The organism is Streptomyces stoeckheimensis (genome assembly GCF_045822005.1).
Lineage (GTDB): Bacteria > Actinomycetota > Actinomycetes > Streptomycetales > Streptomycetaceae > Streptomyces > Streptomyces stoeckheimensis.
Genome location: NZ_CP169550.1, coordinates 8,599,675 through 8,623,284 on the forward strand (window position 1 = coordinate 8,599,675; position 23,610 = coordinate 8,623,284).

The 23,610-nt window shown below is 72.3% G+C and carries 19 protein-coding genes and 2 pseudogenes; 9 read left to right on the forward strand and 12 right to left on the reverse strand.

The features are described from left to right. Nucleotides 1-73: 73 nt before the first annotated feature. Nucleotides 74-805 carry a hypothetical protein gene (locus ACE1OC_RS38970; RefSeq protein WP_250743246.1) on the forward strand — a complete coding sequence of 244 codons (732 nt, stop codon included), beginning with the start codon at nt 74-76 and terminating at the stop codon, nt 803-805. A 24-nt stretch (nt 806-829) separates the two neighbouring features. After that, nucleotides 830-917, forward strand: a pseudogene (locus ACE1OC_RS38975). 295 nt (nt 918-1,212) lie between these two features. Here ACE1OC_RS38975 and ACE1OC_RS38980 read toward each other — a convergent pair. The 3 genes from ACE1OC_RS38980 to ACE1OC_RS38990 all read right to left on the reverse strand — a co-directional run bounded on the left by ACE1OC_RS38980 (nt 1,213) and on the right by ACE1OC_RS38990 (nt 3,624). Continuing rightward, entirely contained in the window at nt 1,213-1,935 is a 723-nt protein-coding gene (locus tag ACE1OC_RS38980; RefSeq protein ID WP_407841018.1) for a zf-HC2 domain-containing protein, read from the reverse strand. Next, the gene (locus tag ACE1OC_RS38985; protein WP_250743242.1) at nt 1,932-2,513 is read right to left on the reverse strand and encodes a sigma-70 family RNA polymerase sigma factor; all 582 of its coding nucleotides are present in this window, start codon (nt 2,511-2,513) and stop codon (nt 1,932-1,934) included. Before ACE1OC_RS38985 ends, ACE1OC_RS38980 begins: the two co-directional genes overlap by 4 nt. 112 nt (nt 2,514-2,625) lie before the next feature. Further along, complete coding sequence (locus ACE1OC_RS38990) at nt 2,626-3,624, reverse strand: DUF1996 domain-containing protein (RefSeq protein ID WP_407841019.1); 999 nt, start codon at nt 3,622-3,624, stop codon at nt 2,626-2,628. Nucleotides 3,625-3,830: 206 nt separating this feature from the next. On the opposite strand from ACE1OC_RS38990, the gene ACE1OC_RS38995 reads away from it, so the two are divergent. Then, entirely contained in the window at nt 3,831-5,105 is a 1,275-nt protein-coding gene (locus ACE1OC_RS38995) for a tetratricopeptide repeat protein (RefSeq protein ID WP_407841020.1), read from the forward strand. 30 nt (nt 5,106-5,135) lie between these two features. On the opposite strand, the gene ACE1OC_RS39000 is transcribed toward ACE1OC_RS38995, so the two are convergent. After that, on the reverse strand, nt 5,136-5,438 hold the full coding sequence (locus ACE1OC_RS39000) for a putative quinol monooxygenase (protein WP_382975472.1): 303 nt from the start codon (nt 5,436-5,438) through the stop codon (nt 5,136-5,138). A 148-nt stretch (nt 5,439-5,586) separates the two neighbouring features. On the opposite strand from ACE1OC_RS39000, the gene ACE1OC_RS39005 reads away from it, so the two are divergent. Beyond that, a complete protein-coding gene (locus ACE1OC_RS39005) occupies nt 5,587-6,339 on the forward strand; it encodes a DUF1838 family protein (RefSeq protein WP_407841021.1) in 753 nt (250 codons plus the stop codon). Nucleotides 6,340-6,410: 71 nt separating this feature from the next. Here ACE1OC_RS39005 and pip read toward each other — a convergent pair whose 3' ends face one another. Further along, nucleotides 6,411-7,373, reverse strand: a complete 963-nt coding sequence (gene pip / locus ACE1OC_RS39010) for a prolyl aminopeptidase (RefSeq protein ID WP_407841022.1) — start codon at nt 7,371-7,373, stop codon at nt 6,411-6,413. Between the two features lie 433 nt (nt 7,374-7,806). Here pip and ACE1OC_RS39015 point away from each other — a divergent pair, with 433 nt between their 5' ends. Continuing rightward, nucleotides 7,807-9,570, forward strand: a complete 1,764-nt coding sequence (locus ACE1OC_RS39015; RefSeq protein WP_407841820.1) for a S8 family serine peptidase — start codon at nt 7,807-7,809, stop codon at nt 9,568-9,570. Between the two features lie 249 nt (nt 9,571-9,819). After that, complete coding sequence (locus tag ACE1OC_RS39020) at nt 9,820-12,597, forward strand: helix-turn-helix transcriptional regulator (protein WP_407841023.1); 2,778 nt, start codon at nt 9,820-9,822, stop codon at nt 12,595-12,597. Nucleotides 12,598-12,618: 21 nt separating this feature from the next. Here the strand turns inward: ACE1OC_RS39020 and ACE1OC_RS39025 are convergent, their stop codons facing one another. From ACE1OC_RS39025 to ACE1OC_RS39040, 4 genes are all read right to left on the reverse strand, one after another. Continuing rightward, a complete protein-coding gene (locus tag ACE1OC_RS39025) occupies nt 12,619-13,530 on the reverse strand; it encodes a glycoside hydrolase family 19 protein (RefSeq protein WP_407841821.1) in 912 nt (303 codons plus the stop codon). Nucleotides 13,531-13,702: 172 nt separating this feature from the next. Then, a complete protein-coding gene (locus ACE1OC_RS39030) occupies nt 13,703-14,113 on the reverse strand; it encodes a rodlin (RefSeq protein WP_250743234.1) in 411 nt (136 codons plus the stop codon). Nucleotides 14,114-14,456: 343 nt separating this feature from the next. After that, nucleotides 14,457-14,648, reverse strand: coding sequence for a DUF5302 domain-containing protein (locus tag ACE1OC_RS39035; RefSeq protein ID WP_243333056.1), 192 nt, complete (start codon nt 14,646-14,648; stop codon nt 14,457-14,459). Nucleotides 14,649-14,795: 147 nt separating this feature from the next. Next, nucleotides 14,796-15,239: a MarR family winged helix-turn-helix transcriptional regulator gene (locus tag ACE1OC_RS39040; RefSeq protein WP_407841024.1), complete on the reverse strand. Its 444-nt coding sequence runs from the start codon at nt 15,237-15,239 to the stop codon at nt 14,796-14,798. A 144-nt stretch (nt 15,240-15,383) separates the two neighbouring features. Between ACE1OC_RS39040 and ACE1OC_RS39045 the strand changes: the two genes are divergently transcribed. Beyond that, nucleotides 15,384-16,931, forward strand: a complete 1,548-nt coding sequence (locus tag ACE1OC_RS39045; protein ID WP_407841025.1) for an MFS transporter — start codon at nt 15,384-15,386, stop codon at nt 16,929-16,931. A 189-nt stretch (nt 16,932-17,120) separates the two neighbouring features. Next, complete coding sequence (locus tag ACE1OC_RS39050; RefSeq protein WP_407841026.1) at nt 17,121-17,708, forward strand: HutD family protein; 588 nt, start codon at nt 17,121-17,123, stop codon at nt 17,706-17,708. Between the two features lie 2 nt (nt 17,709-17,710). On the opposite strand, the pseudogene ACE1OC_RS39055 reads toward ACE1OC_RS39050, so the two are convergent. Beyond that, nucleotides 17,711-17,968, reverse strand: a pseudogene (locus tag ACE1OC_RS39055) (FAD-dependent monooxygenase); the annotation flags it as partial. Nucleotides 17,969-18,342: 374 nt separating this feature from the next. Here ACE1OC_RS39055 and ACE1OC_RS39060 point away from each other — a divergent pair. Beyond that, nucleotides 18,343-21,729 carry a CARDB domain-containing protein gene (locus ACE1OC_RS39060; protein ID WP_407841027.1) on the forward strand — a complete coding sequence of 1,129 codons (3,387 nt, stop codon included), beginning with the start codon at nt 18,343-18,345 and terminating at the stop codon, nt 21,727-21,729. A gap of 12 nt (nt 21,730-21,741) precedes the next feature. Here the strand turns inward: ACE1OC_RS39060 and ACE1OC_RS39065 are convergent, their stop codons facing one another. Next, nucleotides 21,742-23,037 carry a galactose oxidase-like domain-containing protein gene (locus ACE1OC_RS39065; RefSeq protein WP_407841822.1) on the reverse strand — a complete coding sequence of 432 codons (1,296 nt, stop codon included), beginning with the start codon at nt 23,035-23,037 and terminating at the stop codon, nt 21,742-21,744. Further along, complete coding sequence (locus ACE1OC_RS39070) at nt 23,037-23,555, reverse strand: hypothetical protein (RefSeq protein WP_407841028.1); 519 nt, start codon at nt 23,553-23,555, stop codon at nt 23,037-23,039. The genes ACE1OC_RS39065 and ACE1OC_RS39070 overlap by 1 nt, the downstream gene beginning before the upstream one ends. Between the last annotated feature and the right edge of the window lie 55 nt (nt 23,556-23,610).

Consider the following 23,610-nt stretch of genomic DNA (forward strand, 5'->3'; position numbering starts at 1 on the left):
CCTCGAACCGAGCGCGGGCGGGGCGGCCTTTTAATCGGATGTGCTTACGGGGCACGGTTGTTAGGTTCATCGTGTGCCGAAGCTGAATCAGATCATCGCAGTCGAAAAGGGCGTCAAGTCCAAGGCCCTCCAGGAGCTCACCCAGGCTCACCAGGACGTGCAGAAGCCCGCCCTGCTGGCCGGCATCTCCCGGACCTACCAGCCCAAGGACGAGGAGGGCGAGCAGCTCCCGCCCGAGTCCACCCGGGTCCAGATCAAGGCCGAGGACGCCCTGCGGGCGACCGCCTCGACGCTCACCCGGCTCTTCGACGTGACCGCGACGAAGGACTGGGCGAACCGGTCCGCGGCCGCGGACGTGGTGGTCGACGGCCGGGTCCTGCTGCCCCAGGTGCCCGTCCCGTACCTGCTGTTCCTGGAGAAGCAGCTCACCGACCTGCACACCTTCGTGCGCAAGCTGCCGGTGCTCGACGCCTCCGAGTCGTGGAGCCTGGACCCCTCGACCGATGCGTGGAAGACGGACGCGGTGCGGACCATCCGCACGAAGAAGGTCCCGCGCAACCACGTGAAGGCCGAGGCCACGGAGAAGCACCCGGCGCAGGTCGAGGTGTACTACGAGGACGTGGCGGTCGGCTACTGGACCACCGTGAAGTTCTCCGGAGCGCTGCCCGCCCGTCGGGTCAACGAGCTCCTCGACCGGGTCGAGAAGCTCCAGCAGTCCGTCAAGTTCGCCCGGGAAGAGGCGAACAACACCGAGGTCACCGACCAGCGGATCGGCGACGCGGTATTCGGCTACCTCTTCGGGTAGCCCCACATTCGCCCCCCGTCGCGAGCGGGGGGTGCGCGATGAGCGCAAGCTGAAACTGATGTTGAAGCTGATCATGGGGTGTCAGGTGGGGGTTCGAATCCCTCCCCCCGCACACGTGCGGGGGTGGCCCAAGTCCGGTAGAGGCGGCCCCGTCAAACTCAGATTCTCGCTCCAGTCTCAGTATTCGCCGCCGAACACCGGATCGACCGAGCGCGGGCGAACATCGACGGATGGGGGTTCAAGTCCCCTCGGCGGCTCTCTCGTGCCGCTGTAGTTCAAAGGCAGAACACGTCGATCTCAATATGACCCGCGGCTCTTAAACGCCGCCGGTGTGCGCAAATGGGTGGCAAGCTGGAGCCCGGGAGCTGGACATGCTCCCGGGCTCCGTCACGTTCGCCGGCCCGCCGTCACGCGGGCATGGGCACCGAGACGAACGCCGTGCCCGACTCGTTCTCCACCAAGACCGCCCGGACGTCCGCCGGATCCACCGCCGCCGAGCCGTCCAGCGCCGCGCCCTTGCCCTCGCCGTGTTCCGCGGTGCCCACCACCCAGCCGCCCGCGGTGGTGCGCGTACCGTCCCGGGAGACCACGACGATCCGGCAGCGCTCGCCCGCCGGGATGCCCGCCACCGCGGCGTGCACTCGCACCCACTTGGCCGCCGGCGTCACCTGTACGGTCATCCGCGCGCCCGTGCCCGCATCCGTCGCGGAGGCCACCTTGGTCCCCGCCGCCGGGGGGGAGGGCTGGGCCGAGACCGTCGGCAGCGGCCGGGCCTCGACCTCGACGTTCTCGCCACCCAGCTGCGTACCGGCCCAGAAGACGGCGGTCAGCGAGGCCGCCACGGCCAGTCCCGTGAACGCGGTCCGGCGCCGGCGCGCCCCGTCCACCTCCTGGCGCATCTGGCGCAGGGTGCGCTGGAGCAACAGGTCCCCGCCCTGCGGCGGACCGTCGAGGAACGCCTCGGGGGGCACCTCGCCCAGCGCCGTCTCCATCTCGCGCAAAGCCGTCACCTCCTGACGGCACTGCACGCAGCCGTCCACGTGTTCCTCGACCCGGCGGACCTCCGCGTCGTCCAGGACGCCGAGAACGTACGGGCCGAGCAGTTCCTCCTCGTGCCGCTGCCCGTTCATGCCACCACCTCCTGCAGTCCGCCGGGCCGCGGAGACGGGCCGCCCGTGCGCGTGCTTTCCCTGAAGACTTCTCTGAGCGCCTTGAGCGCGTAGTGCGAGCGCGATTTCACCGTGCCGGCCGGGATGCCGAGGGTGTCGGCCGCCTCGGCGACGCTCTGCTGCCGGTAGTACAACTCCGTCAGCACGTCCCGGTGTTCCGGCGACAGCTGGTCCAGGGCCCCCAGCACGGTCATCGTGTCCACCACCGCGTCGGCGTGGTCCGCCTCCACCGGCGGATGCGCCGGCGATCCGGACACCTCCGGCGGCCGGGCCGCCTTCGCCCGGTACCGGTCGGTGACGATGTTGCGGGCCACCGTGAGCAGCCAGCCGCGTACGGAACCCTTCCCGTTCACCAGGACCTCGGAGTGGCGCCAGGCCCTGATCAGGGTCTCCTGGACGATGTCCTCGGCCGCGGCCCGGTCCCCGGTCAGCCGGGTCGCGTACGCGAGCAGGGCGTGACCGTGCTCTTCGTACACGGACTTGATCAGTGCTTCGTCGGTCGAGCCCCGCCGAGTGCGGGGCCACAGTGGTCCGGCCATCTCACCCTCTCCGTCTTCCTCGCTTACGTGGTGCGGTCACAACACGCCGGCCACGGGCACCGGGTTCACGTGACCTGCGTCACCCGGGAGCCGCCGGTGCGCGCGCCGCCGCTCAGGTCCGGCAGGTGCGGCCCTGGTTGAGGCAGTCCACGACCTCGTCCATGCGCGGGCCGGACATCACGTTCACGAACATCCCGTGGTCCGTCTTGGGGCTGTGCCGCTGCTCCGGGAAGGAGTCGAGGGCGATGGGCGTCCCCGCGGGCACCTCGTAGGCGAGGGAGATCCGCAAGCGCGGTACGGGGAAGGTGTCCTGCGGACAGACCCCGTTCGCCGCGGGGTAGCGCAGGTGCGCGCGGTGTCCCGGGGCAGTGGTGTCCAGGCCGTTCCAGCAGCTCGGGAAGGTGAGCGTACGGGTGATGCGCTCGCCCTGCGGGCAGCGCGGGTAGCGGGTGGTGGACCGGTCGGGGGAGCCCGAACAGCCCCATCGGGCCCGCACGTCCTCGTCGGAGTCCGCGGTGAGGGCCACCGCGTCGCCGGTCATCGCGCGCAGGAACCGGGGCATCGCCACCACCTTGCTCACCGGACTGCCGAGGAACTCCACCGACACCGCCGCCTCCGGCAGGATCGCACCCGCGTTCCCGTGGCCCGCGGTTTCCTCGTGCGGCCTTTCGCCCGGCCGGTCGGTGCGGCGCAGCACCGGCCAGTAGTACGTGGAACGGTCCCCGCCCGCACAGCTGGTGGCGGCCGCGTCCAGGGAGGCATCGGTGGAGAAGGCGTCGGTGGACAGGTTCCCGACGTAGCCGTGCGTGTGGTGGGCGCCGGAGCGCAGTCCGGGGGAGACGACGAGGTTGTCCTCGTTGTAGTGGCCCTCCGCGTTGCGGCCGCAATCCACCGACACCCGGCCCGCGGAGGCCTGCGGACCGGCCGCCGGGGGCTCGGCGGGTTCGGCCGGGACCTCCCGGAAGTCCACGAAGTCGCCGGGCACGGGACCGGCTCCGGTCGGCGGCGCGCCGGGCCCGCCGGTGCGCGCGGCCCCCAGCACGGCGGCGGTCAGCCCGGAGCCCAGTACCAGGCAGATCAGCAGCGTGAGCAGTCGGCGTTCGTTCCCCATGCGGGTCACGGTTGCCGCCCACCCCCGCCTCCGTCAACCGGGCGTCCGCAGGACGGTCACCGCCCGGCCGGGGCGCCGGAATCCGTCGAAGGCCTCGCGCGCACGGGCCCCGTGGCCCGGGGCCCGCAACCTTTGCCCCCGTTTGGCTGTTCCCACGGCAAAGCAACCTTCTCGAGCGACCCGCATCGCAAGGAAGGACCACCGCCGTGCCCGCTGCCAACCACCTCCTGCACCGCCTGATCAGGGAAACCGGCTGGACCTACGAAGCCCTGGCCCGGCGGCTCAACACGAGCGCGCAGGCGGTCGGCCTCACCACCGGCTACGACCGCACCTCGGTCGCCCACTGGCTGCGCGGCAGCACCCCGCGCGACCCCGTCCCGGGCCTCCTCTGCGAGATCCTCGCCACCCGGCTGAACCGGCCCGTGAGCCCGGCCGACATCGGCATGCACCGTCCCGCGACCGGCCCGCCCGGCCTCGATCCGGGCCCCGGACCGCACGCCCTGGCGGCGGAGCTCCTCGCCACCGTGCCCGGTCTGCACCCGCACCGCAGGCCCCGCGGCGGCGGCGAGGCGCACCGGGTCCCGGAACAGCGCGACCGCGTCGCGGCCCCGCCCGGCGCCGGGCCCGGGGCCGGCCAGGTGCCCGCCCTGTCCCACACCGAACTGCGGCGGGCCGCCGAGAGCTTCTTCACCGGCCAGGTCGACGCCCTCGGCGGGGACGCCACCGCGCCCGTACTCCTCGCGTACCTCCGGAGCACCTTCCGCACGGCCCTCACCGCCACCGGGGACGAAGGCTCCCTGTCCGCCCTGGAGATCGGCCATGCGGCGCGCACGGTGCTGCTCCTGGCCCGCAGCTACGCCGACCAGTGCTCCTTCGCCGAGGCGCGGCGGACCCTGGGCCGGGCCGCCGCCCTCGCGGAGCTGGCGGGGGAACCCTCCACCCAGGCCATCGCCCTGCGCATGCTCAGCCAGGACGCCCTCGACCAGAACCAGCCGGCCGTCGCGCTCTCCTACGTACGCCGGGCGCTGGAGATCGCCCCGCGCGCCCCCGACGCCGTCCGGGCCTTCGTCGCCGCCCAGGCGGCCCAGGTGCACGCGGTCCTGGGGCACCGCGGCGAGGCCCTCGCCTGGCTCGACGCCGCCGACCGGGCGCAGGGCGCCGCCGCGGGCGAGGCGGATCCCTTCCACACCTACCGCCCGGCCGCCCTGGAGTTCAAGCGCGCGGTGGTCCTCGGCCTGCTCGGGGACCATCCCGCGGCCCACGCCGCCCTGGACACCTCGCTGGCCTCCCGCCCCGCCCAGCAGGAACGCGCGATCATGCTCACCCACGTGGAACGGGCCCGGCTGTACCGGCTGGGCGGCCGGGAGCGGGAGGCCGCCGCCGCACTGCGGGATGCCGAAGCCCTCAACCGGGGCGTGCACTCCCCGCGCGCGGCCCGCGAGATCGAGCTGCTGGGGCCGGGCGGCGCCCGCCTCGGCTGAGCCTCGGGTCAACGGCGGCGCCTGCGATCCTCAGGCCAGCGGCGCCGCGTCGAGCTCGATCACCTCTGCGGGGCCCGCGCGGAACGCGGGGCTCGCCGCGTCCGCCTCGATCATGTGCGGGGTGACGTCGTGCGCGGCGAGGGCCTCCCGCGAGGACCACTCCTCGACGAGGGCGAACCGGTCCGGATCGCCGCTCACTTGGTGCATGTCGTAGCGGATGCAACCCTCCTCGGCCCGCACGGCCGGCGCGAGGCGCTCGTAGGCCTCGATCTGCTCCCGGCCGCGGCCCGGGAGGGTGGTGATGAGGATCAGGAGTCGAACAGTCGATGGCATGAGCCGCATGCTAGATCGACGAGGCCGGGGAACGGAAAGGCTTTTCCGCAGGACGGGTTGCACGGCCCGCCCCGCCCGTGGCCGTTCCGCCACGCATGGCCGGTCCGGTCCTTGCCCGGTACGGGCCGACCGCGCAGAGTGGCCCGGTATGACACCCGAAGACCTCTTGCAGGCACTCGCCCGTACCCGCGCCTCCCTCGACGGATCCGAGGTCACCTTCTGGTGGACCGGCGACGTCCACGCCTGGGCCCCCGGTGAGCCGTACCGGCGACTCTTCGGCTTCGAAGGCCTCAACGTGGCCCGGCTGGTGGAGGACGAGGCACCGGGGACCTACCAGCTCCTCACCCGTGAGGCCGCGTTCTACCTGGACCCGCTGACCCGGGAGATCCTGGAGACCTGGGAGGACAAGCCCGTGGTCCACGTCTGGAACGACCCCGCGAACCAGAAGTGGCGCCCCTTCCCCGTCCCCATGACCGCACTGGGCGACGAGCTCTGCTTCAGCCTGGAGATCCCGCTCGCCTACCCCTCCCCGCTGCCCGTCGCGCAGTACCCCGCGAACTCGGCCGACGACACCTACCGCGCCCTGGAGCTCTTCCAGTTCTTCGCCCCCGCCTCGGTCCTCGCCACCAGCGAGCCCAGCGTCCCGTCCACCATGTCCTGGACCCGGATGTCGCCCTGGCTCCCCTGGATGGAACAGGGTCCGCGCCCCGGCGGGCTCACCTTCCACTGTCGCGGCCGCAAACTCGCCTCCTACGCGGAGGTCCCGGAACGGACCCGTGCGTACATCGCCGCCCGCCACCCGGAGTTCGCCCACGCCCCCGAGAAGTGGACGGAGCCGAACGAGACCAGCTGGACGTACTTCCGCAAGCTCAACCCGCCGTCGGACCGGCCCGGCGCCTGAGCCGGTCCGGTCCGGTCCGGTCCGGGGCGGCTCGCGAGGCGGGTCCTTCCCGGCACCCCCGGCGAGGGCCCTCAGCCGGCGGCCGCGAACCGGTCCAGGGCGCCGAGCACGTGGCCGAGGGTGGCCGTTCCGCCCAGGTGCCCCGCCTCCTCCACCACGGTCAACTCCGCGCCGGGCCAGGCACGGGACAGCTCCCAGGCCGTGTCGAGGGGGCCGGCCATGTCGAGCCGGCCGTGGATCAGGACGCCCGGGATCCCGGCCAGCCGGTGGGCCCCGCGCAGCAGCTCGCCCTCCTCCAGCCACGCACCGTGCGAGAAGTAGTGCGAGCAGATGCGGACGAGGGCAAGCCGGGCCGCGGGCGGGCGGCCCGTGTACGGCTGGGAGGAGCCCTTCGTCTCGCCGGACAGCACGGCGTCCTCCCAGGCGCACCAGTCCGCCGTGGCCTTCGCCCGCACCTCCTCGTCGGGATCGGCCGCCAGGCGCGCGTAGGCCCCGACGAGGTCGCCGTCGCGCGGGGTGCCACCGGATCCGGCGACGAAGCGTTCCCACGCCTCGGGGAAGAACCGGCCGACGCCGCGGTAGAGCCAGTCGATCTCCGAGCGGCGGGTGGTGGTGACGGCCGCGATGACGATCTCCGAGACCCGCTCCGGGTACCGCTCGGCGTAGGCCAGGATCAGCGTGGAGCCCCACGAGCCGCCGTACAGCAGCCAGCGGCCGATGCCGAGGTGCTCGCGCAGCCGCTCCATGTCGGCGACCAGGTGCCCGGTGGTGTTGTGCCGCATGTCGGTCGCCGGGTCGCTCGCGTGCGGGGTGCTGCGGCCGCAGCCGCGCTGGTCGAACAGGACGACCCGGTAGCGTGCCGGATCGAAGAGCCGGCGGGCCTTCTCGGTGCACCCCGACCCCGGACCGCCGTGGACCACGAGGGCGGGCTTTCCGTCCGGATTGCCGCAGACCTCCCAGTAGACGGCGTTTCCGTCGCCTACGTCGAGCATCCCCTTGTCGTAGGGCTCGACGGGCGGGTGGAGCTCTCCCACGTCCGGACCTCCTCATCTCCCCGTCCCGGACGCCCGTTCACCGGGGCCGTCGGGGTCCCGCCACCCTACGGGGGGTCCGGCAGGGTGCGGACAAGGGTTTTCCCCGTATCGCGTTCATCCCCGCTTTGCCTACTGTCTGCCCACCGGCGATCCTCCCGTCCGAACAGCCCCCGCGCCCACCCCACATGGCGTGAAGCTCTAGGGCAGGTCCTTCACCGGTGCCACCGTTGCCCAGCCCCGACGCTGCGGCGGGCGACGACGTGGTGTGCAGCAGCGGTGGCCGGGCGGGTTTGACCAGCTCGTTCCGGTCCCGCCGCCGCCGGTCAACCTCCCACACTGCACCAACCGGCCGCCCCGGCCCGTTCTGTGGCGGCCCGCGAAAGGGAACACCGTGCACGCATCCAGACGACGCAGGCTCATATCCGTGGTGGCGATGTCCGTCACCCTGCTCGCCGGCTCCGCCACCACCTCCCTGGCGCTGACCGCCGCGGATCCCGCCCCCGCCTCGACCCTCCCGGCTGCCGGCGCCCCCACCGCCGTGGCCCCCGTCGAGAACCTCATCGTCGGGTACAAGTCCTCGGCCGCAGAAGCCGGCTCCAACTCCGCCGCCGCGGCGGACGCGGAGGCCAAGGGCAAGAAGGCCTCGAAGAAGGCGAAGTTCGACCGCCGCCTCGGCACCGGAGCCGCCCTCGTCTCCCTCGGGGCCCCGGCCGACGCGGCCGCCGTCATGGCCCAGTTCCGCGCCGACCCCGACGTCGCCTACGTCGAGCCCGACTCCCGCGCCTACGCCCTCGCCGTCACCCCCAACGACACCGAGTACGCCAAGCAGTGGGACCTCTTCGAGCCCACCGCCGGCATGAACGTTCCGGCAGCCTGGGACACGACCACCGGCTCGGGCGTCACCGTGGCCGTGATCGACACCGGTTACGTCGCGCACTCCGACCTCGCCGCCAACGTGGTCGCGGGCTACGACTTCATCTCCAGCTCCACCGCCGCCCGTGACGGCAACGGCCGCGACAACAACCCCGCCGACCAGGGTGACTGGAGCGCGGCCGGCGAGTGCGGCACCGGCTCCAAGGCCAGTGACTCCTCCTGGCACGGCACCCACGTCGCCGGCACCATCGCCGCCGCCACGAGCAACTCCAAGGGCGTCGCCGGCATCGCGTACGGCGCGAAGATCCAGCCCGTCCGCGTGCTCGGCAAGTGCGGCGGTGCCACCTCGGACATCGTCGACGCCATCACCTGGGCCTCCGGCGGCACCGTCTCGGGCATCCCGGCCAACGCGACCCCGGCCAAGGTCATCAACATGAGCCTCGGCGGCTCGGGTGCCTGCACCGCCACGTACCAGAACGCCATCAACGCCGCCGTCGGCCGCGGCACGACCGTCGTCGTCGCCGCCGGCAACAGCAACTCCGACGCGGCCGGCTTCTCGCCCGCCAGCTGCAACAACGTGATCAACGTCGCCGCCAGCAACCGCACCGGCGACCGCTCGTTCTACTCGAACTACGGCGCGATCATCGACGTCGCCGCCCCGGGCGGTGAGACCCGCCGCGCCACCGACACGCCCGGCACCATCACCACGCCCGAGAACGGCATCTGGTCCACCCTGAACACCGGTGCCACCACCCCCGGCGCCGAGAACTACGAGCCCTACCAGGGCACCAGCATGGCCGCCCCGCACGTCGCGGGCCTCGCCGCCCTGCTGAAGTCGGCGAACTCCTCGCTGACCCCGGCCCAGATCGAGTCCGCGATCAAGACGAACGCCCGCCCGCTGGCCGGCACCTGCACCGGCGGCTGCGGCACCGGCCTCGCCGACGCCGCCGCGGCCGTGGCGGCCGTGACCTCGACCCCGCCCACCCCGGGCTTCGAGAACACCACGGACTTCGCGATCGGTGACAACACCACCGTGGAGAGCCCGGTCACCGTCACCGGTGTCACCGGCAACGCCCCGGCCACCCTCAAGGTCGGCGTCAACATCGTCCACACCTACATCGGTGACCTGAAGGTCGACCTGGTCGCCCCGGACGGCACCGTCTACACGGTGCACAACCGGACCGGCGGCAGCGCCGACAACATCAACCAGGTCTACACCGTGAACGCCTCCTCCGAGGTCGCGAACGGCACCTGGAAGCTGCGCGTCAACGACAACGCAGGCGGCGACACCGGCAAGATCGACTCCTGGAGCCTGACCTTCTGAGCCGGGCCTACTGAGTCCCCTCCGGGCCGGATCCCCACCGCAGCCCAACTCGGCCTGACGGGGCGATAGTACGGACCAACAGCCCGTCCGACCTGCTGATACATCGTGTATCGGCAGGTCGGGCGGGTTTTCCTGTCACGTGACTGAATTCTGCGTCACAATCCCGGCCCGCCGGGCATCCGACCTCGTATTGTCGCGTCTCACAGGAAGGGCACAGGGATCGGGCAAGCGAGAGGCTGGTGGCTGTGCGTGGTGGTGGCGACGGGGAACGCCGACACGACCGTCGGACACGGTGAACTGATCAAGGCGGTCGACCGCGCGCTGACCACGCACGGACGCGCCCTGCTCACCGGGCCCGCGGGCTCCGGAAAGACCGAGGTACTGCGCGCCCTCACCGAGGCCGCCGCGCTGCGCCACGAGACCGTGCTCCAGCTCGCCCCCGGAGCCGCCGACCGGTGGATACCCGAGGCGGCCGCCGCCGCCCTCCTCGCTTCCGTCCCGGCCGCCGCGCTGGAATGCCTCTCCGGACCGCAGCGCACCGCCATCGCCCTGCTGCGGCGGGAAACCGACGCACCCCGCGTCGGCCGCGACCACGTCGCCCTGCGCCTCGCCGTCGTCGAAGTGCTGCGCACCCTCGCCGCCCGCGGCCCCGTCCTGCTCGCGCTCGACAACGCCCAGTGGCTGGACGCGGAGAGCACCGACCTGCTCCGCTTCGCCCTGGGCCTGACCCCGCCCCGGGTCCGGGTCCTCGCCGCCGAATGCGTCCAGGGCGGAACCCCGCTCTCCGAGCCCCTCTGCGGACCGGACACCCCACAGATACGGGTGCCCCCGCTCGGCACCGACGAGATCGCCGAGCTGCTGATGCGCCGGGGCCTTCCGGCCCGTCTCGCCGGCCGGATCCACCAGGCCAGCGGAGGCAACCCGCGCCTCGCCCTGGCGCTCGGCCGCTCCGTCGCCGAAGCCGCCGGGTCCCGCGACGGCGGTGCCCACCACGCCGATCCGCTGCCCGTCTCCGGGCAGGCCCGCGAGGTGGCCCGCCGCCTCCTCGGCGTCGTGCCCGTCCAGGCCCGGCGCACCCTGCTCTACGCCGCCCTCGCCGCACGCCCCACCACCGCGCTGCTGCGCCGGGCCGGCCGACTGGCCGCGGAGGCCGAGCTCGCCGTGGCCGAGCGGGCCGCGCTGGTCACCGTAGAAGAGGACGGCACGATCCGGTTCATGGCCGGGGCCCTGCCGACCGCGCTGGCCGCCGACGCGGGCTGGCCCGAACGCGCCGCCGGGCACGCCGCGCTGGCCACCGCCGTGGACGACCCCGTCCAGGCCGTACGCCACCGGGCGCTGGCCGTGGATGCCCCCGACCAAGCGCTCGCCGCCGAGGTCACCGAAGCCGCCGCGTCCTGCAGGCGCCGTGGCCAGCGGGCGCTGGCCGCCGAACTCGGCCTGCTCGCGGCCGACCGGACCCCCTACCACCTGCCGGGAGAGGAGCTCGCCCGGCTGGTCGCCGCAGCCGAGGACGCGGGCTGGGCCGGCCGTGCCGACCTGGCCCGCCGCGCCACACGCGCCGTGCTCGCCCGCGACGCCTCGCCGGGCGACCGGGTGCGGGCCCGCCTTGCCGTCATCGACGCCGCCGGTCAGGCACTCGGGGCGCTCGACGAGACCTTTGCCTACGCCATGGCCGATGCCGAGGGCGACCCCGCCCTCCAGGCCGCCGTGCGGCTGCGGACCGCCTGGAAGCACAACCTCAGCGACGGCGACCCCGTCCGCTCGCGGGACGCCGCCGCGGAGGCCGGCGTACTGGCCCGCAGCGGCGGAGACCAGGTCGCCGAAGCCATGGCGCTGACCGTACGGGCCCGCATGGGCCGCATCCTCGGGGACCCGGACGCCGAGGAGATCCTCGCCGAGGCACTCGCCCTGCCCGCACCCGAAGTACCCCTCGGCATGCGCAACGCCCCGCAGTACCTCGCCGTCCGCCACGCCCTCTTCGACGACCGCAACGCCGACGCCCGGCGCCAGCTGCTCGTGCTGCTGCCCGCGGTACGGCGCACCGGCTCCGCCGAGGACGTCTTCGAGGTGCTGCGCAGCCTCACCGAGGTGGAACTGCGCCGGGGCAGGTGCGCGGCTGCCACCGCGCACGCCCGTGACGCCCTGGAGCTGACCGTCGAGGCCGGCCTCTCGCCCGGCCCCGCCTGGTACCTGGCCGCCCTGGCCGAGGCCATGGGCGGGGGATTCGCACGGGCCGCCGGATACGCCCGGCGCGGCATCCAGGCTTCCGAGGAGGAGCACGACCAGGTCTTCCTCTCCCGCGGCCTGTACGTGCTCGGCCTGGTCGAACTGGCCACGGGCGAGGCCGCGAAAGCCGTCACCACCCTGCGCCGCGTGGCAGAACTGGAGGCCGCCCAGCAGGTGGTCGACCCCTCGATCCTGCGCTGGCACGGCGAGCTCGCCGAGGCCCTGGTTCTCGCCGACGTGCCCGAGGAGGCTGCCGATCTCCAGGCCAGGGTGCGTACGACGGCCCTCGCGCTCGGCCGCACCAGCGTGATCGCCGCCCTAGACCGGGCCCGGGGCCTGTGCCTGTCGGCGCAGGGCGACGCCGATGCGGCCGTAGCCCTGCTGGAGGACACCGCGCAGCGCTTCGAGCTCCTCGACCTGCCCCTTGAGCGGGCCCGTACGCTGCTGGCCCTCGCCCGGGTGGAACGCCGCCGACGTCGGCGCGCACCGGCCCGCGCCGCACTGGCGGCGGCGGCCGAGGCCTTCGCCCGGGCCGGCGCAACGCCGTGGGCCGAGCTGGCGCGGGAGCCGTCGCCGTCCTCGCCCGGGAGCGAGGGCGGCGGCGGGGCCCGGTCCCTGGCCGCCCTCACCGAGGCGGAGACCCGCCTCGCGGTGCTGGTGGCCCAGGGCGCCAGCAACCAGGAGGCGGCCGCGAAGCTCTTCGTCAGCGTGAAGACAGTGGAGGCCCGGCTGACCCGGATCTACCAGAAGCTGGACGTCCGGTCCCGGGCCCAGCTGGCCACCATGCTGCGGGTGGGCTGACCGGAGCGGTGAAGAGCCGCCTCAGCAGCTCAGGTTGTTCCCCGGGGTCACGCCGAGGATCTGGGTGAAGCTCTGGTACTTGTTCACCCGGCTCTGCACCTGAGCCGGGTTGCCGCCGTTGCACTCCAGGGCGCCGTTGATGGAGCGGATGGTCTCGCCGAAGCCGGCGCCGTTCACCATGGCGGCGTGGGCGGTCATCGTGCCCGGGCCGTTCTGCGTGTTCCAGTACCAGAGCGCCGTCTTCATCGCGACGGCCGGGTCCTGCTCCACCAGGTAGGGGTTGGCCAGGAGGTTGATGCCCAGGGCGTCGCCGGCCGCCTTGTAGTTGAAGTTCCAGCTCAACTGGATGGGACCGCGCCCGTAGTAGGCGGCCTGCCCGGCGGGACAGCCGTAGGGCTGGTTCGCGTCGCAGTAGTGCGGGTAGTTGGCGGTGTTCTGCTCGACTATGTGCACCAGCCCGCCGGTCTCGTGCGAGACGTTGGCCAGGAAGGCCGCCGCTTCGCGCCGCTTGACGGTGTCGTCGCCGGTGGTGGCGAAGCCGGGGTAGGCCGACAGGGCCGCGACCAGGCCGTTGTAGGTGTAGAAGGGGTTCCGGTTCGGGAACATCTGGTTGAACTGGGCCTCACTGACCACGAATCCGGAGGGGTTGGGGGTGGTCGGATCCGGGTTCGGAGTCTGTCCGCCTCCGCAGACGCCCTGGTCCGACCAGACGCCCCACTGGCCGGTGGTGCCGGGGGTCTCGCCCTGGGTCCACCACTTGGCCTGCCAGTTGTGGCCCCCGTACGAGGCGCTCGTGCCGCCGGTGTAGACGGCGGAGGCCGCCCACGCCCCGGCGCAGGCGGGAGCCGCGGCGGCGGGGGAGGAGGGAAGGGCGATCGCGAGGCCGAGGGTGACGGCCGCGGTGGCGGCCAGCGAGAGGGCGCGGCGGCGCAGGGTGCGCTTCACGGAAGTTCTCCTTCAGTGGGGGGAGTTGCCGTGGGGGCAACGGGCAACGGACAACTGCGCCCACTGAAGCGAGGATGGTCTGGACCTGTCAAGGTCTAGACCAAAACGAAGCGCCGGTGCGCCGCCCCGAAGGGCAGTGCACCGGCGCTCCGTTGGGGGGTCAGCTACCGGCGGAGAGGTTGCCGGAGAGGACCGGGATGTTGTCCAGGATGTGCGAGGCGGTCTCGTCACCCTTGGCCTGGGTGGAGTTCTCGGCGCACTGCTGGTTCTGCGGGTTGGACGCGATCGGGATGTCCTGGACGCCGACGTTGATCAGCGCCAGGATCGACTGCGCGTTGACCTTCGCGGGCAGGCCGACACAGAGCTTGTTCAGGGAGCCCTGGATGGCGGCCATCTGCGGGCTCATGGCGCCCTTGGTCTCCTGGTTGCCGTAGAGCTGGGAGGACTCGTTGCCGTTGACCGTGTTGACGCCGTTGTCGTTGCCGATCGCCATCGCCGGGGAGGCTACGGCGGCACCGGCACCCAGAACGGCGGCGGTGGCGGCTGCGGTGGCCATGAACTTCTTGAGCATGTGGGGGATCCTTCTTCTGTCGCACTGTCGCATGAGATAGCTGCCCTCGGCGGGACGAGCTGCTCAACTGCCGTGGACACCGGGGGTTATCACCCATCACCCGAGTGGCTCAACCTTGCACTCCACGGGTGCGGTCCTGTGTCGGCCGATTGACCGAACGCCGACGGGCGCGACAGGCGGGCGGATCTCATGCCCGGAGTGCGTACGTGCGCGTGCGCTCCGGGTTCGCGCCCCGTGCGCGGGGCGGAGGTGCCGCCCCCGACCGGATCCGGACCGTGGTGCAGGTCCCGGACCCGGCCGGGGCCGGCAGGGGCGGTGTCGCGGCAACGCGACGCCGCCGCGGTCAGCCGGTCTTGCGGCGGACCTTCTTGTTCTTGCCCCCGGGGTTGCCGCCGGCGCCCTGGATCTTCGCCCGGCTCTGGTGTGCCTGCTGCGACTGAGCATTGGCGGCGTTCCGCTCCAGGGCCTCCTTGAACTTCCGCTTGGCCTCCTCGGCCGGCGATTCGTTCTGCGGGGTGTCTGATTCTTCTGACATGCGTCCTCCTGGAATGTTCTGAAGCCGTTGCAGTCTGTCAGGTGGCGTTTCCCCTGGCCAACGTGTTCGCGCGGAGCGGCCTCGAGTCGGGTCCTGAGTAACTCGGGGGCAGGTCTGGAGTAGCCCCGGAGAAGCTCCGGGGCGGTCTCAGGCGTCCTTCTCCAAGGTCGGGCGCAGTCGCTCCAGCAGGGCGTGGAGGGTCGCGCGCTCGGTGCCGTCCAGGACGTCGAGGGCGCCGTGCGTGGCCTGCATCTCCTCGCGCACCCGGCGGATCACCTCGCGGCCCGCGTCCGTGGCCACGACGTTCTTGACGCGCCGGTCCGCGGGATCGGGCTCGCGGCGCACCAGCTCGCGGGCCTCCAGCCGGTCGACGATGCCGGTCACGTTCGAGGCGTCGCACACCAGCAGGGTGGCGAGGCCGCGCATCGGGAGCGGTCCGTTCAGCTGGGCGAGGACCTTCGCCTGGGTGGAGGTGAGGCCGTGGTGGGCCGCGGCCGCCGCGAAGTCGCGCCACTGGGCGGTGCCGATCGCGGCGAGCAGCTCCAGCAGCTCCAGCTTGGTCGGGACGGCGTGGGGGGTGGTGGCGCTCATGCCCCGGAGCGTACTCAAGGTGCTTCACATTATCAACCTTTTACTTGACCACCTTAACTATTGAGGTCTACCGTCTGCTGGAGTCGAAGTACTTGATGACGTCAAACATCTGCGATCTGAAGCACTGAGAAGGTCTTCCCTGCCATGAGCACCACCACCTCCGCCACCGCCCGGGCCGGCGGCCACCGGAACGAGACGGTCATCGTCTTCGCCCTGAGCCTGGCCGCCATGGTCGTGTCGATGATGCAGACGCTGCCGGTCCCGATCCTGGGCCTGATCCGCAGCGATCTCGGCACCACCACCGCCAACGTCAGCTGGGTGACCACCGCCACCCTGCTGTCCGCCGCCGTCTTCACCCCGCTGCTGGGCCGCTTCGGCGACCAGCACGGCAAGAAGCCGACGCTGGTGGCCGTACTCGGCGTCATGGTCGCGGGCTCCGTCATCGCGGCGCTGGCGTCCTCGCTGCCCTTGCTCCTCCTCGGCCGCGTCCTGCAGGGCGCCGCCACCGCGATCTTCCCGCTCGCCCTCTCCGTGCTGCGCGAGGAGGTCCGCCCGCAGAAGCTCCCCGGAGCGATGGCCCTGGTCAGCGGAACCCTCGCGTTCGGCAGCGGCCTCGCGCTCGTCGCCACCGGCCTGCTGACCTCCGGCAGCGACGCCGACTACCGCAACGCCTTCTGGATGGCCACCGGCTTCGCCGTGCTCGCGCTGCTCGCCGTCGTCTTCCTGGTTCCGGCAACCCGGCACAAGACCGGCGGCCGTACGGACTTCCTCGGTGCGCTCACCTTGGGCATCGCCCTGCTGCTGCTCCTGCTGCCGATCTCCCAGGGCCACGAGTGGGGCTGGGCCTCCGGCCGCACGCTGGGCAGCTTCGCGGGCGCCGTCGTCATGACCGCCGTCTGGGTGTTCACCGAGCTCAAGGTCCGCGAGCCCCTCGTCGACATGCGGATGTTCGTCCACCGTCCGGTCCTGATGGCCAACCTGGCCGGCATCCTCGTCGGCTTCGGCATGTTCGCGAACTTCCTGGGCGTCTCCTACCTCGTCCAGATGCCCAAGGCCCTGACCGGCTACGGCTTCGACGCCTCCATCCTGCGCGCCTCCGTCGAGTTCCTGCTGCCCGGCGCGATCGTCTCGCTCCTCGCCTCGCCGATCGGCGGCCAGCTGGTCCGCCACCGCGGACCGCGCGCCGCACTGGCGGTGGCCGCGGCCCTCGGCGCCGCCGGCTTCGGCTGGCTGGCCCTGGACCACGGCCACACCGCCTCGGTGATCGGCGCCGGCCTCATCGTCGGCGCGGCCGTCAGCTTCGGCTACGCGGCCATGCCCGCCGTGATCATGGCGAGCGTCCCGCACCACCAGAGCGGCATCGCCAACGGCATCAACTCGATCTCCCGCTCCACGGGCAGCGCGATCGGCAGCGCGATCGTGACCACCATCCTGGCCTCGAAGACGATCGAGCACCTCCCGGCCGGAGTTCCCGCCCTGCCGGCCGAATCCGGCTTCACCCTCACCTTCGCCATCGGCGCGGTGGCCTTCGGCCTGGTCGCGGTCATCAGCGGAATCGGTCTGCGCGGAACCCACGGGCCGCGGACGGCCGCCACGGGTGCCGCCGCGCCGGTGGCCGCCTCGACCGGCACCGCTCCTGCGGCAACCGAGCCGGCCGCCGCTGCGGCGTCCGCCGCGAAGGCCGACGCCTGACCGGTCCGCACCGCATCAGCGGAGCGACGCTTTCACCGAGCCGCCCCCGGGTCCCGCCGCACGCACGGCGGGACCCCGGGGCGGCTCCACGCGTTCACACGCCGGACGTCCCCGCACCGTCGTGGGCCCGAGGCCCCCGGATAGGCTCGACCGGGCCCGGAAAGGATCTCCCGGGCCCGGAAGGGTGCCATGACCAGCGAAGAACCGATCCGGATCCTGCGGGCGGCCGACCGCCCGGCCGCCCGGTGGAAGAACGGCGGGGGAGTGACCCGCGAGATCGCTGCCGGACCCGAGGGCTCCGGGATGGACGACTTCGGCTGGCGGGTCAGCCTCGCGGAGGTCACCGCGGACGGCGCCTTTTCCGTGTTCCCCGGCGTCGACCGCACGCTCACCCTCGCGGAGGGCGCCGGCATGGACCTGGAGATCGGCGGCGTACGACGCCTCGTGGACCGGCGGTACGTCCCCCAGCGCTTCCCCGGTGACGAGCCCACCGGCTGCCGGCTGCTGGCCGGACCGGTGGTGAACTTCAACGTGATGTACCGGCGGGGCGCGGTCAGCGCCGAGACCGCCGTCGTACGGGGCGACCTCACGCTTGCCGTCCGGCCCGGCGAGAACCTGCTGGTCGTGGCCCTGGAGGGGACGGCCGAGCTGGCGGGCTCCGCGGAACTGGGCCCGTACGACGCTGCCCTGGTCAGGGTCCCGGGCGAGATCGGCCTACGGAGCGCAGGTCGCGCGGCGGTGGTCCGCCTCGCCCCGGCTCCGCGGCCGGCGGGCTAGGCGGCCGCGGCCCCGGAGCGCGGGAAGAGTACCTCCTCGTAGGGGGCGAGGGCGCCCTCCGGGTCCCCGGGACGGGCCGCGAGGGCCGCGGCGAGCTCGGCGCCGTCGAGCACGGCCGGGTGGTGCCCTCCCCGGCGAAGGGGGACATCAGGTGCGCCGCGTCGCCGATCAGGGTCACCCCCGGGGGCACGGGTCCAGCGGTGGCCGACGAGCGGCGCGCGGACGGGCCGGGCCGCCAGCGGGGTGTCACTCCCGGCGACGAACGCAAAAAGGCCGCAACCCGTGAGGCCCTCGCCGACGCCGCCCTGCGGCTCTTCCTGGAGAAGGCTTCGACCCGGCGGCGGCCCGCTACGTCATGGAGATTCCCGATCTCGCAGGCATGCGTCCGGACCCGCGGCGCGCCCTGGACACCGCTTCGACCACCTGCAACGCGGCCGGCACGGGGTGTGATCGGAAGCCCGCTCCGAACTGCCCTCTGTGCGCGAAGCGTTGACAAAGTCGTCATCTGCTAGAAACCTGTGGCGCCATGACCGCATAACTGCGATCAGATCACTCAAAAAATTAATAACGGTGCGCAAGTTTGCGGCAGGCGCGGCTGCGTCGGGCCGGGTCCCCTCATGGAACAGAGGACAGCATGAGATGGAAGCAAAGCGGTCGGCTGATGGTGGCCGGCTCGGTGGTCGCGGGACTGGTGTCGGTCGGACTCCTCCCCGTCACCTTCGCGGCCGCCGCGGGCGGACCCAACATCGCCCTGGGCAAGTCGGTCAGCGCGAGCGGATCCCTCGGCGGGTACGGGCCTCCGGGAGTCACCGACGGCAACCAGGGCTCGTACTGGGAGGGGCCCTCGGGCACCTTCCCGACCTGGGTCCAGGTGGACCTCGGCAGCAGCGTCGCCGTCGACCAGGTGGTGCTGAAGCTGCCCGCCCCGTGGGAGGCCCGCACCGAGACGCTGACCGTGCAGGGCAGCACCGACGGGAACACCTTCACCACCCTGTCCGCTTCGGCGGGGCGGGTGTTCAACCCCGCCCAGTCCAACACGGTGACCATCGGGTTCACCGCGGCGACGGTCCGCTACGTGCGGGTCAGCGTCAGCTCCAACACCGGCTGGCAGGCCGCGCAGATATCCGAGCTGGAGGTGTACTCCGCCAACGGCAGCGGTGATCCCGGGGACCCGGGTACTCCGCCCCCCGTGGGCGTGAACCTCGCCAAGGGCAAACCGATCGAGGCCTCCTCCACCACCCAGTCGTTCGTCGCGGCCAACGCCAACGACGACAGCGTCACCAGCTACTGGGAGGCGGGCGGCCAGCAGTCCACGCTGACCGTGAAGCTCGGCTCCAACGCCGACGTCACCGGAGTGGTCCTCAAGCTCAACCCCGACCCCGCCTGGGGCAACCGCACCCAGAGCTTCGAGGTCCTCGGCCGGGAGCAGTCGGCGAGCGGGTTCACCACCCTGAAGGCCCGCGCCGACTACGCGTTCAGCCCGGGCGGAAACCAGAACACCGTGACGGTCCCCGTCACCGGCCGCCTCGCCGACGTCCAGCTGAAGTTCTCCGGCAACACCGGGGCCGGCGGCGGCCAGGCCGCCGAGTTCCAGGTCATCGGCGCCGCCGCCCCGAACCCGGACCTGACGGTCACGGACCTCGCCTGGTCCCCGGCCGCCCCCTCCGAGAGCGACGCCGTCACCGTCAACGCGACCGTCCGCAACGCCGGTACGGTCGCCTCCCCGGCCACCACCGTCAACGTCAGCCTCGAAGGCGCGGTCGCCGGCAGCGCCCCGGTCGGGGCCCTCGCCGCCGGAGCCTCGGCCACCGTCCCGGTCTCCGTCGGCAAGCGCCCGATGGGCAGCTACACCGTCTCCGCCGTCGTCGACCCGGCCGGAACCGTCCCCGAGCAGAACGACACCAACAACAGCCGTACGGCCGCCGCGAAGCTCGTCGTCGGCCAGGCACCGGGCCCCGACCTGGAAGCCCTCTCCATCACCACCAACCCGGCCAACCCGGCCGTGGGCGCCCCGGTCTCCTTCACCGTGGCCGTCCGCAACCGGGGCACCTCCGGGGTGAGCGCGGGCACCGTCACCCGGCTGGTCGCCGGCGCCACCACCCTGAACGGCCCCACCCCGGCGATCGCCGCCGGCGAAATCGTGAACGTGCCGATCAACGGCACGTGGACGGCGGTCAGCGGCGGAGCCACCCTCACCGCCACCGCCGACGGGACCGGCCTCGTCGCCGAGACCAACGAGACCAACAACAGCCACTCCCGGGCCGTGGTCGTCGGCCGCGGTGCGGCGCTCCCGTACACCGAGTACGAGGCGGAGGCCGGCAGTTACACCGGCACCCTGTTGCAGAGCGACGCCCAGCGCACCTTCGGGCACACCAACTTCGCCACCGAGTCCTCGGGCCGCGAGTCCGTACGCCTCTCCTCGGCCGGCCAGTACGTCCAGTTCACCTCCACCAACCAGGCCAACTCCATCGTCGTGCGCAACTCGATCCCCGACGCCGCGAACGGCGGCGGCGCCGACGCCACGATCAGCCTGTACGTCAACGGCAGCTTCGCCCAGAAGCTGAACCTCTCCTCGAAGCACAGCTGGCTCTACGGCAGCACCGACAGCCCCGAGGGCCTGACCAACACCCCCGGCGGCGACGCCCGCAGGCTCTTCGACGAGTCCCACGCCCTGCTCGCGCAGAGCTACCCGCCCGGTACGACCTTCCGGCTCCAGCGCGACGCGGGCGACACGGCCTCGTACTACGTCATCGACCTGATCGACCTGGAGCAGGTGGCCCCCGCGGCGCCCAAGCCCGCCGAGTGCACCTCGATCACCGACTACGGTGCGATCCCGAACGACGGCATCGACGACACGCTCGCCATCCAGAGGGCCGTGACGGCGGACCAGAACGGGCAGATCGCCTGCGTCTGGATCCCGCAGGGCCAGTGGCGTCAGGAGCAGAAGATCCTCACCGACGACCCGCTGAACCGGGGCCAGTTCAACCAAGTGGGCATCAGCAACGTCTCCATCCGCGGCGCGGGCATGTGGCACTCCCAGCTCTACACGCTGACCGAGCCGCAGAACGCGGGCGGCATCAACCACCCGCACGAGGGCAACTTCGGCTTCGAGATCGACGACAACACGCAGATCTCCGACATCGCGATCTTCGGCTCGGGCCGGATCCGCGGCGGCGACGGCAACGCCGAGGGCGGTGTGGGCCTCAACGGGCGCTTCGGCAAGAACACGAAGATCACCAACGTGTGGATCGAGCACGCCAACGTGGGCGTCTGGGTCGGCCGCGACTACGACAACATCCCGGCCCTGTGGGGACCCGGCGACGGCATCGAGTTCAACGGCATGCGGATCCGCGACACCTACGCCGACGGCATCAACTTCGCCAACGGCACGCGCAACTCCACCGTCTTCAACTCCTCCTTCCGCACGACCGGTGACGACGCCCTCGCGGTGTGGTCCAGCAAGTACGTGAAGGACCAGTCCGTCGACATCGGCCACGACAACCACTTCCGCAACAACACCATCCAGCTGCCCTGGCGCGCCAACGGCATCGCGATCTACGGCGGTTACGGCAACACCATCGAGAACAACCTGATCTACGACACCATGAACTACCCCGGCATCATGCTGGCGACCGACCACGACCCGCTGCCCTTCTCCGGGCAGACCCTGATCGCCGGCAACGGTCTCTTCCGCACCGGCGGAGCGTTCTGGAACGAGGACCAGGAGTTCGGCGCGATCACCCTGTTCCCGTCGAACCTGCCCATCCCGGGCGTCGTCATCCGCGACACCGACATCCACGACTCCACCTACGACGGGATCCAGTTCAAGACCGGCGGCGGGGTCATGGCCGACGTCAAGATCTCGAACGTGACCATCAGCAAGTCCAACAACGGGTCCGGCATCCTGGCCATGGGCGGAGCGCGCGGCAACGCCATCCTGTCCAACGTCACCATCACCGGATCCGCCCAGGGCAACATCCTGATCGAACCGGGATCGCAGTTCCTGATCAACGGGGGCTGACGGCGAGCGGGTTCACCGCTTGCCGAGCTTGACCCACTTCGCCGCGCCGGGGACACCCTTCGCGTCGAGGAGGAACAGCATGTAGTACCCGGGCGGGGCGTCGGCCGAGGTGGCCGGCGCCCGCAGCCCGATCGTGCGGCCGCGGACGCCGGTCATCCGCAGCTCCAGATGGCGCTGACTGGTGTTCACCGCGTGGGTGACGGTGGTCGGCGCCAGCAGCACGGCCCGCCGAACGCCGGTGGCCGTCGAGCTCTCCACGGAGAACTCCGCGTCATGGGCGATCTCGCCCGCCGGGACCCGGTCCAGTACGGGCCGGGCTCCCCGGTGCAGGTAGGCGGGCTCGTAGATCTCGATCGAGCCGTCCATGCCGTCCTTGATGTCCGGGTCGTTGGCGATCTGCTGGAGCTCGTCCCCGGTGACCATGACCCGGCCGTCCGGCAGCACCAGGGCATTGGAGTGGTAGCCCCGCGGCAGCCGCTGGGCCGGCCCCAGCCTCCACCGGCCGTCCGCACCCCGCAGTTCGGTCTGGCGGAACTTCAGGTCGGCCTTCGGGTTGAACGGCCCGAACCCGTAATCCCTGGTGTCCTTGGCCCCGTTGACCGTCAGCAGGGTCCCGCCCGGCAGGATCAGCGTGTCGTCCTGGGTCCGGCCGAAGGCGCGCGGCTCCTGCGCGGTCCAGGCGCCGCCCGACAGCCGGTAGGTGTTCGGGTCCAGCGGATCCCCGCCCAGCACCAGCACCGAGTCGGGCCCGCGGAACCCCGCCGGCAGCGGCACGGCGGAGCCGTAGCCCCGGAAGTCGGCGGGCCGTCTGGGCAGGTCCGTACGGGTCTCCGCGCGCGGGTCGAAGAGCCACTGCTGGTCGGCGTCGCGCCCCAGGCCGTAGATCATGCCGTCGCGCAGCGAGAACAGGTGCGGGTAGTCGTTGCGGAAGGGCGCGTCGGAGCGCATCCGCTGCACGGAGACGTCCAGCGGGATGTCGTACGGGCGCCAGGGCACCGGCTGCCCCAGCGCGGGGAACCGCTCCACCACCGGGGTGGGCGTTCCCGTACCGCGCTCCGACTGGCCCGACATGATGATCTGGCGGCCGTCCGCACCGGTCACCACCGACGGGTACCAACGGCCCACCGCCATGTCGCGGTTGCGGTACCAGCCCTCGGTCCACGGGTCGAAGACGAAGGACAGCTTCGCTCCGCTGCCGCCCTTGCCGCCCGTGTTGCCGCCGAACACCCCCAGCATTCCGTTGGGCAGGAAGGAGTGCCCGGCACAGAAGAACGGGGCCGGGCGCGGGGCGTGCGTCCGGTCGGGCATCAGCACGACGGGCGGGGTGACCTTCTTGAACGCTCGCGCGCCGGTCCCCTTCGCCGGATCCCAGAGGTAGGCGCGGCCCGCGTTCGAGGGTCCGATCCGGTCCGTGGGCCCGGTCTCTTGGTGGGGTCGGTCTCCACCCGCGAGAAGGAGAAGAGCAGCACCTTGCCGGTGGGCAGCTGGGCGACGTGCACGCCGAAGTCGGGGGAGGGGAAGTATTCGGCGAACCGCCCCGAAACCGCCGCCTGAAAACCGGAGTTGGCCTCGCGCTGCGAGGCGGCGAGCGAAGCCAGGCTCGCGTTCCGCCGGGACTGCGGGTACTCCACGGCGCCCTTGGCCGCCCGGCGCAGCTCGGCGTGGGCGCGCGCGTGGCCGACGCCGATCACGGCGGCCTCGGCCGGATCGGTCCCGCCGTCCGTTCCGTGTCCCGGCGCTCCGGCGGCGGGCGGTGCGGCCGCGAGGACCAGGGCGCAGACGGCCACGGTCGCGGAGAGCAGGGCGGACCGGTGCAGGCGGCGCATGGGGGCTCCTCGGCGCGGGCGGTTCCGTAGGGCGCTCATCATAGAAAATACCGGG

Coding starts and splice junctions, on each gene's coding strand:
- ACE1OC_RS38980 (WP_407841018.1), bottom strand. CDS start 1,935: ATGAACGGGCAGCGGCACGAGGAGGAACTGCTCGGCCCGTACGTTCTC.
- ACE1OC_RS38985 (WP_250743242.1), bottom strand. CDS start 2,513: ATGGCCGGACCACTGTGGCCCCGCACTCGGCGGGGCTCGACCGACGAA.
- ACE1OC_RS38990 (WP_407841019.1), bottom strand. CDS start 3,624: ATGGGGAACGAACGCCGACTGCTCACGCTGCTGATCTGCCTGGTACTG.
- ACE1OC_RS39000 (WP_382975472.1), bottom strand. CDS start 5,438: ATGCCATCGACTGTTCGACTCCTGATCCTCATCACCACCCTCCCGGGC.
- ACE1OC_RS39005 (WP_407841021.1), top strand. CDS start 5,587: ATGACACCCGAAGACCTCTTGCAGGCACTCGCCCGTACCCGCGCCTCC.
- ACE1OC_RS39015 (WP_407841820.1), top strand. CDS start 7,807: ATGTCCGTCACCCTGCTCGCCGGCTCCGCCACCACCTCCCTGGCGCTG.
- ACE1OC_RS39030 (WP_250743234.1), bottom strand. CDS start 14,113: ATGCTCAAGAAGTTCATGGCCACCGCAGCCGCCACCGCCGCCGTTCTG.
- ACE1OC_RS39035 (WP_243333056.1), bottom strand. CDS start 14,648: ATGTCAGAAGAATCAGACACCCCGCAGAACGAATCGCCGGCCGAGGAG.
- ACE1OC_RS39040 (WP_407841024.1), bottom strand. CDS start 15,239: ATGAGCGCCACCACCCCCCACGCCGTCCCGACCAAGCTGGAGCTGCTG.
- ACE1OC_RS39045 (WP_407841025.1), top strand. CDS start 15,384: ATGAGCACCACCACCTCCGCCACCGCCCGGGCCGGCGGCCACCGGAAC.
- ACE1OC_RS39050 (WP_407841026.1), top strand. CDS start 17,121: ATGACCAGCGAAGAACCGATCCGGATCCTGCGGGCGGCCGACCGCCCG.
- ACE1OC_RS39060 (WP_407841027.1), top strand. CDS start 18,343: ATGAGATGGAAGCAAAGCGGTCGGCTGATGGTGGCCGGCTCGGTGGTC.
- ACE1OC_RS39065 (WP_407841822.1), bottom strand. CDS start 23,037: ATGCCCGACCGGACGCACGCCCCGCGCCCGGCCCCGTTCTTCTGTGCC.
- ACE1OC_RS39070 (WP_407841028.1), bottom strand. CDS start 23,555: ATGCGCCGCCTGCACCGGTCCGCCCTGCTCTCCGCGACCGTGGCCGTC.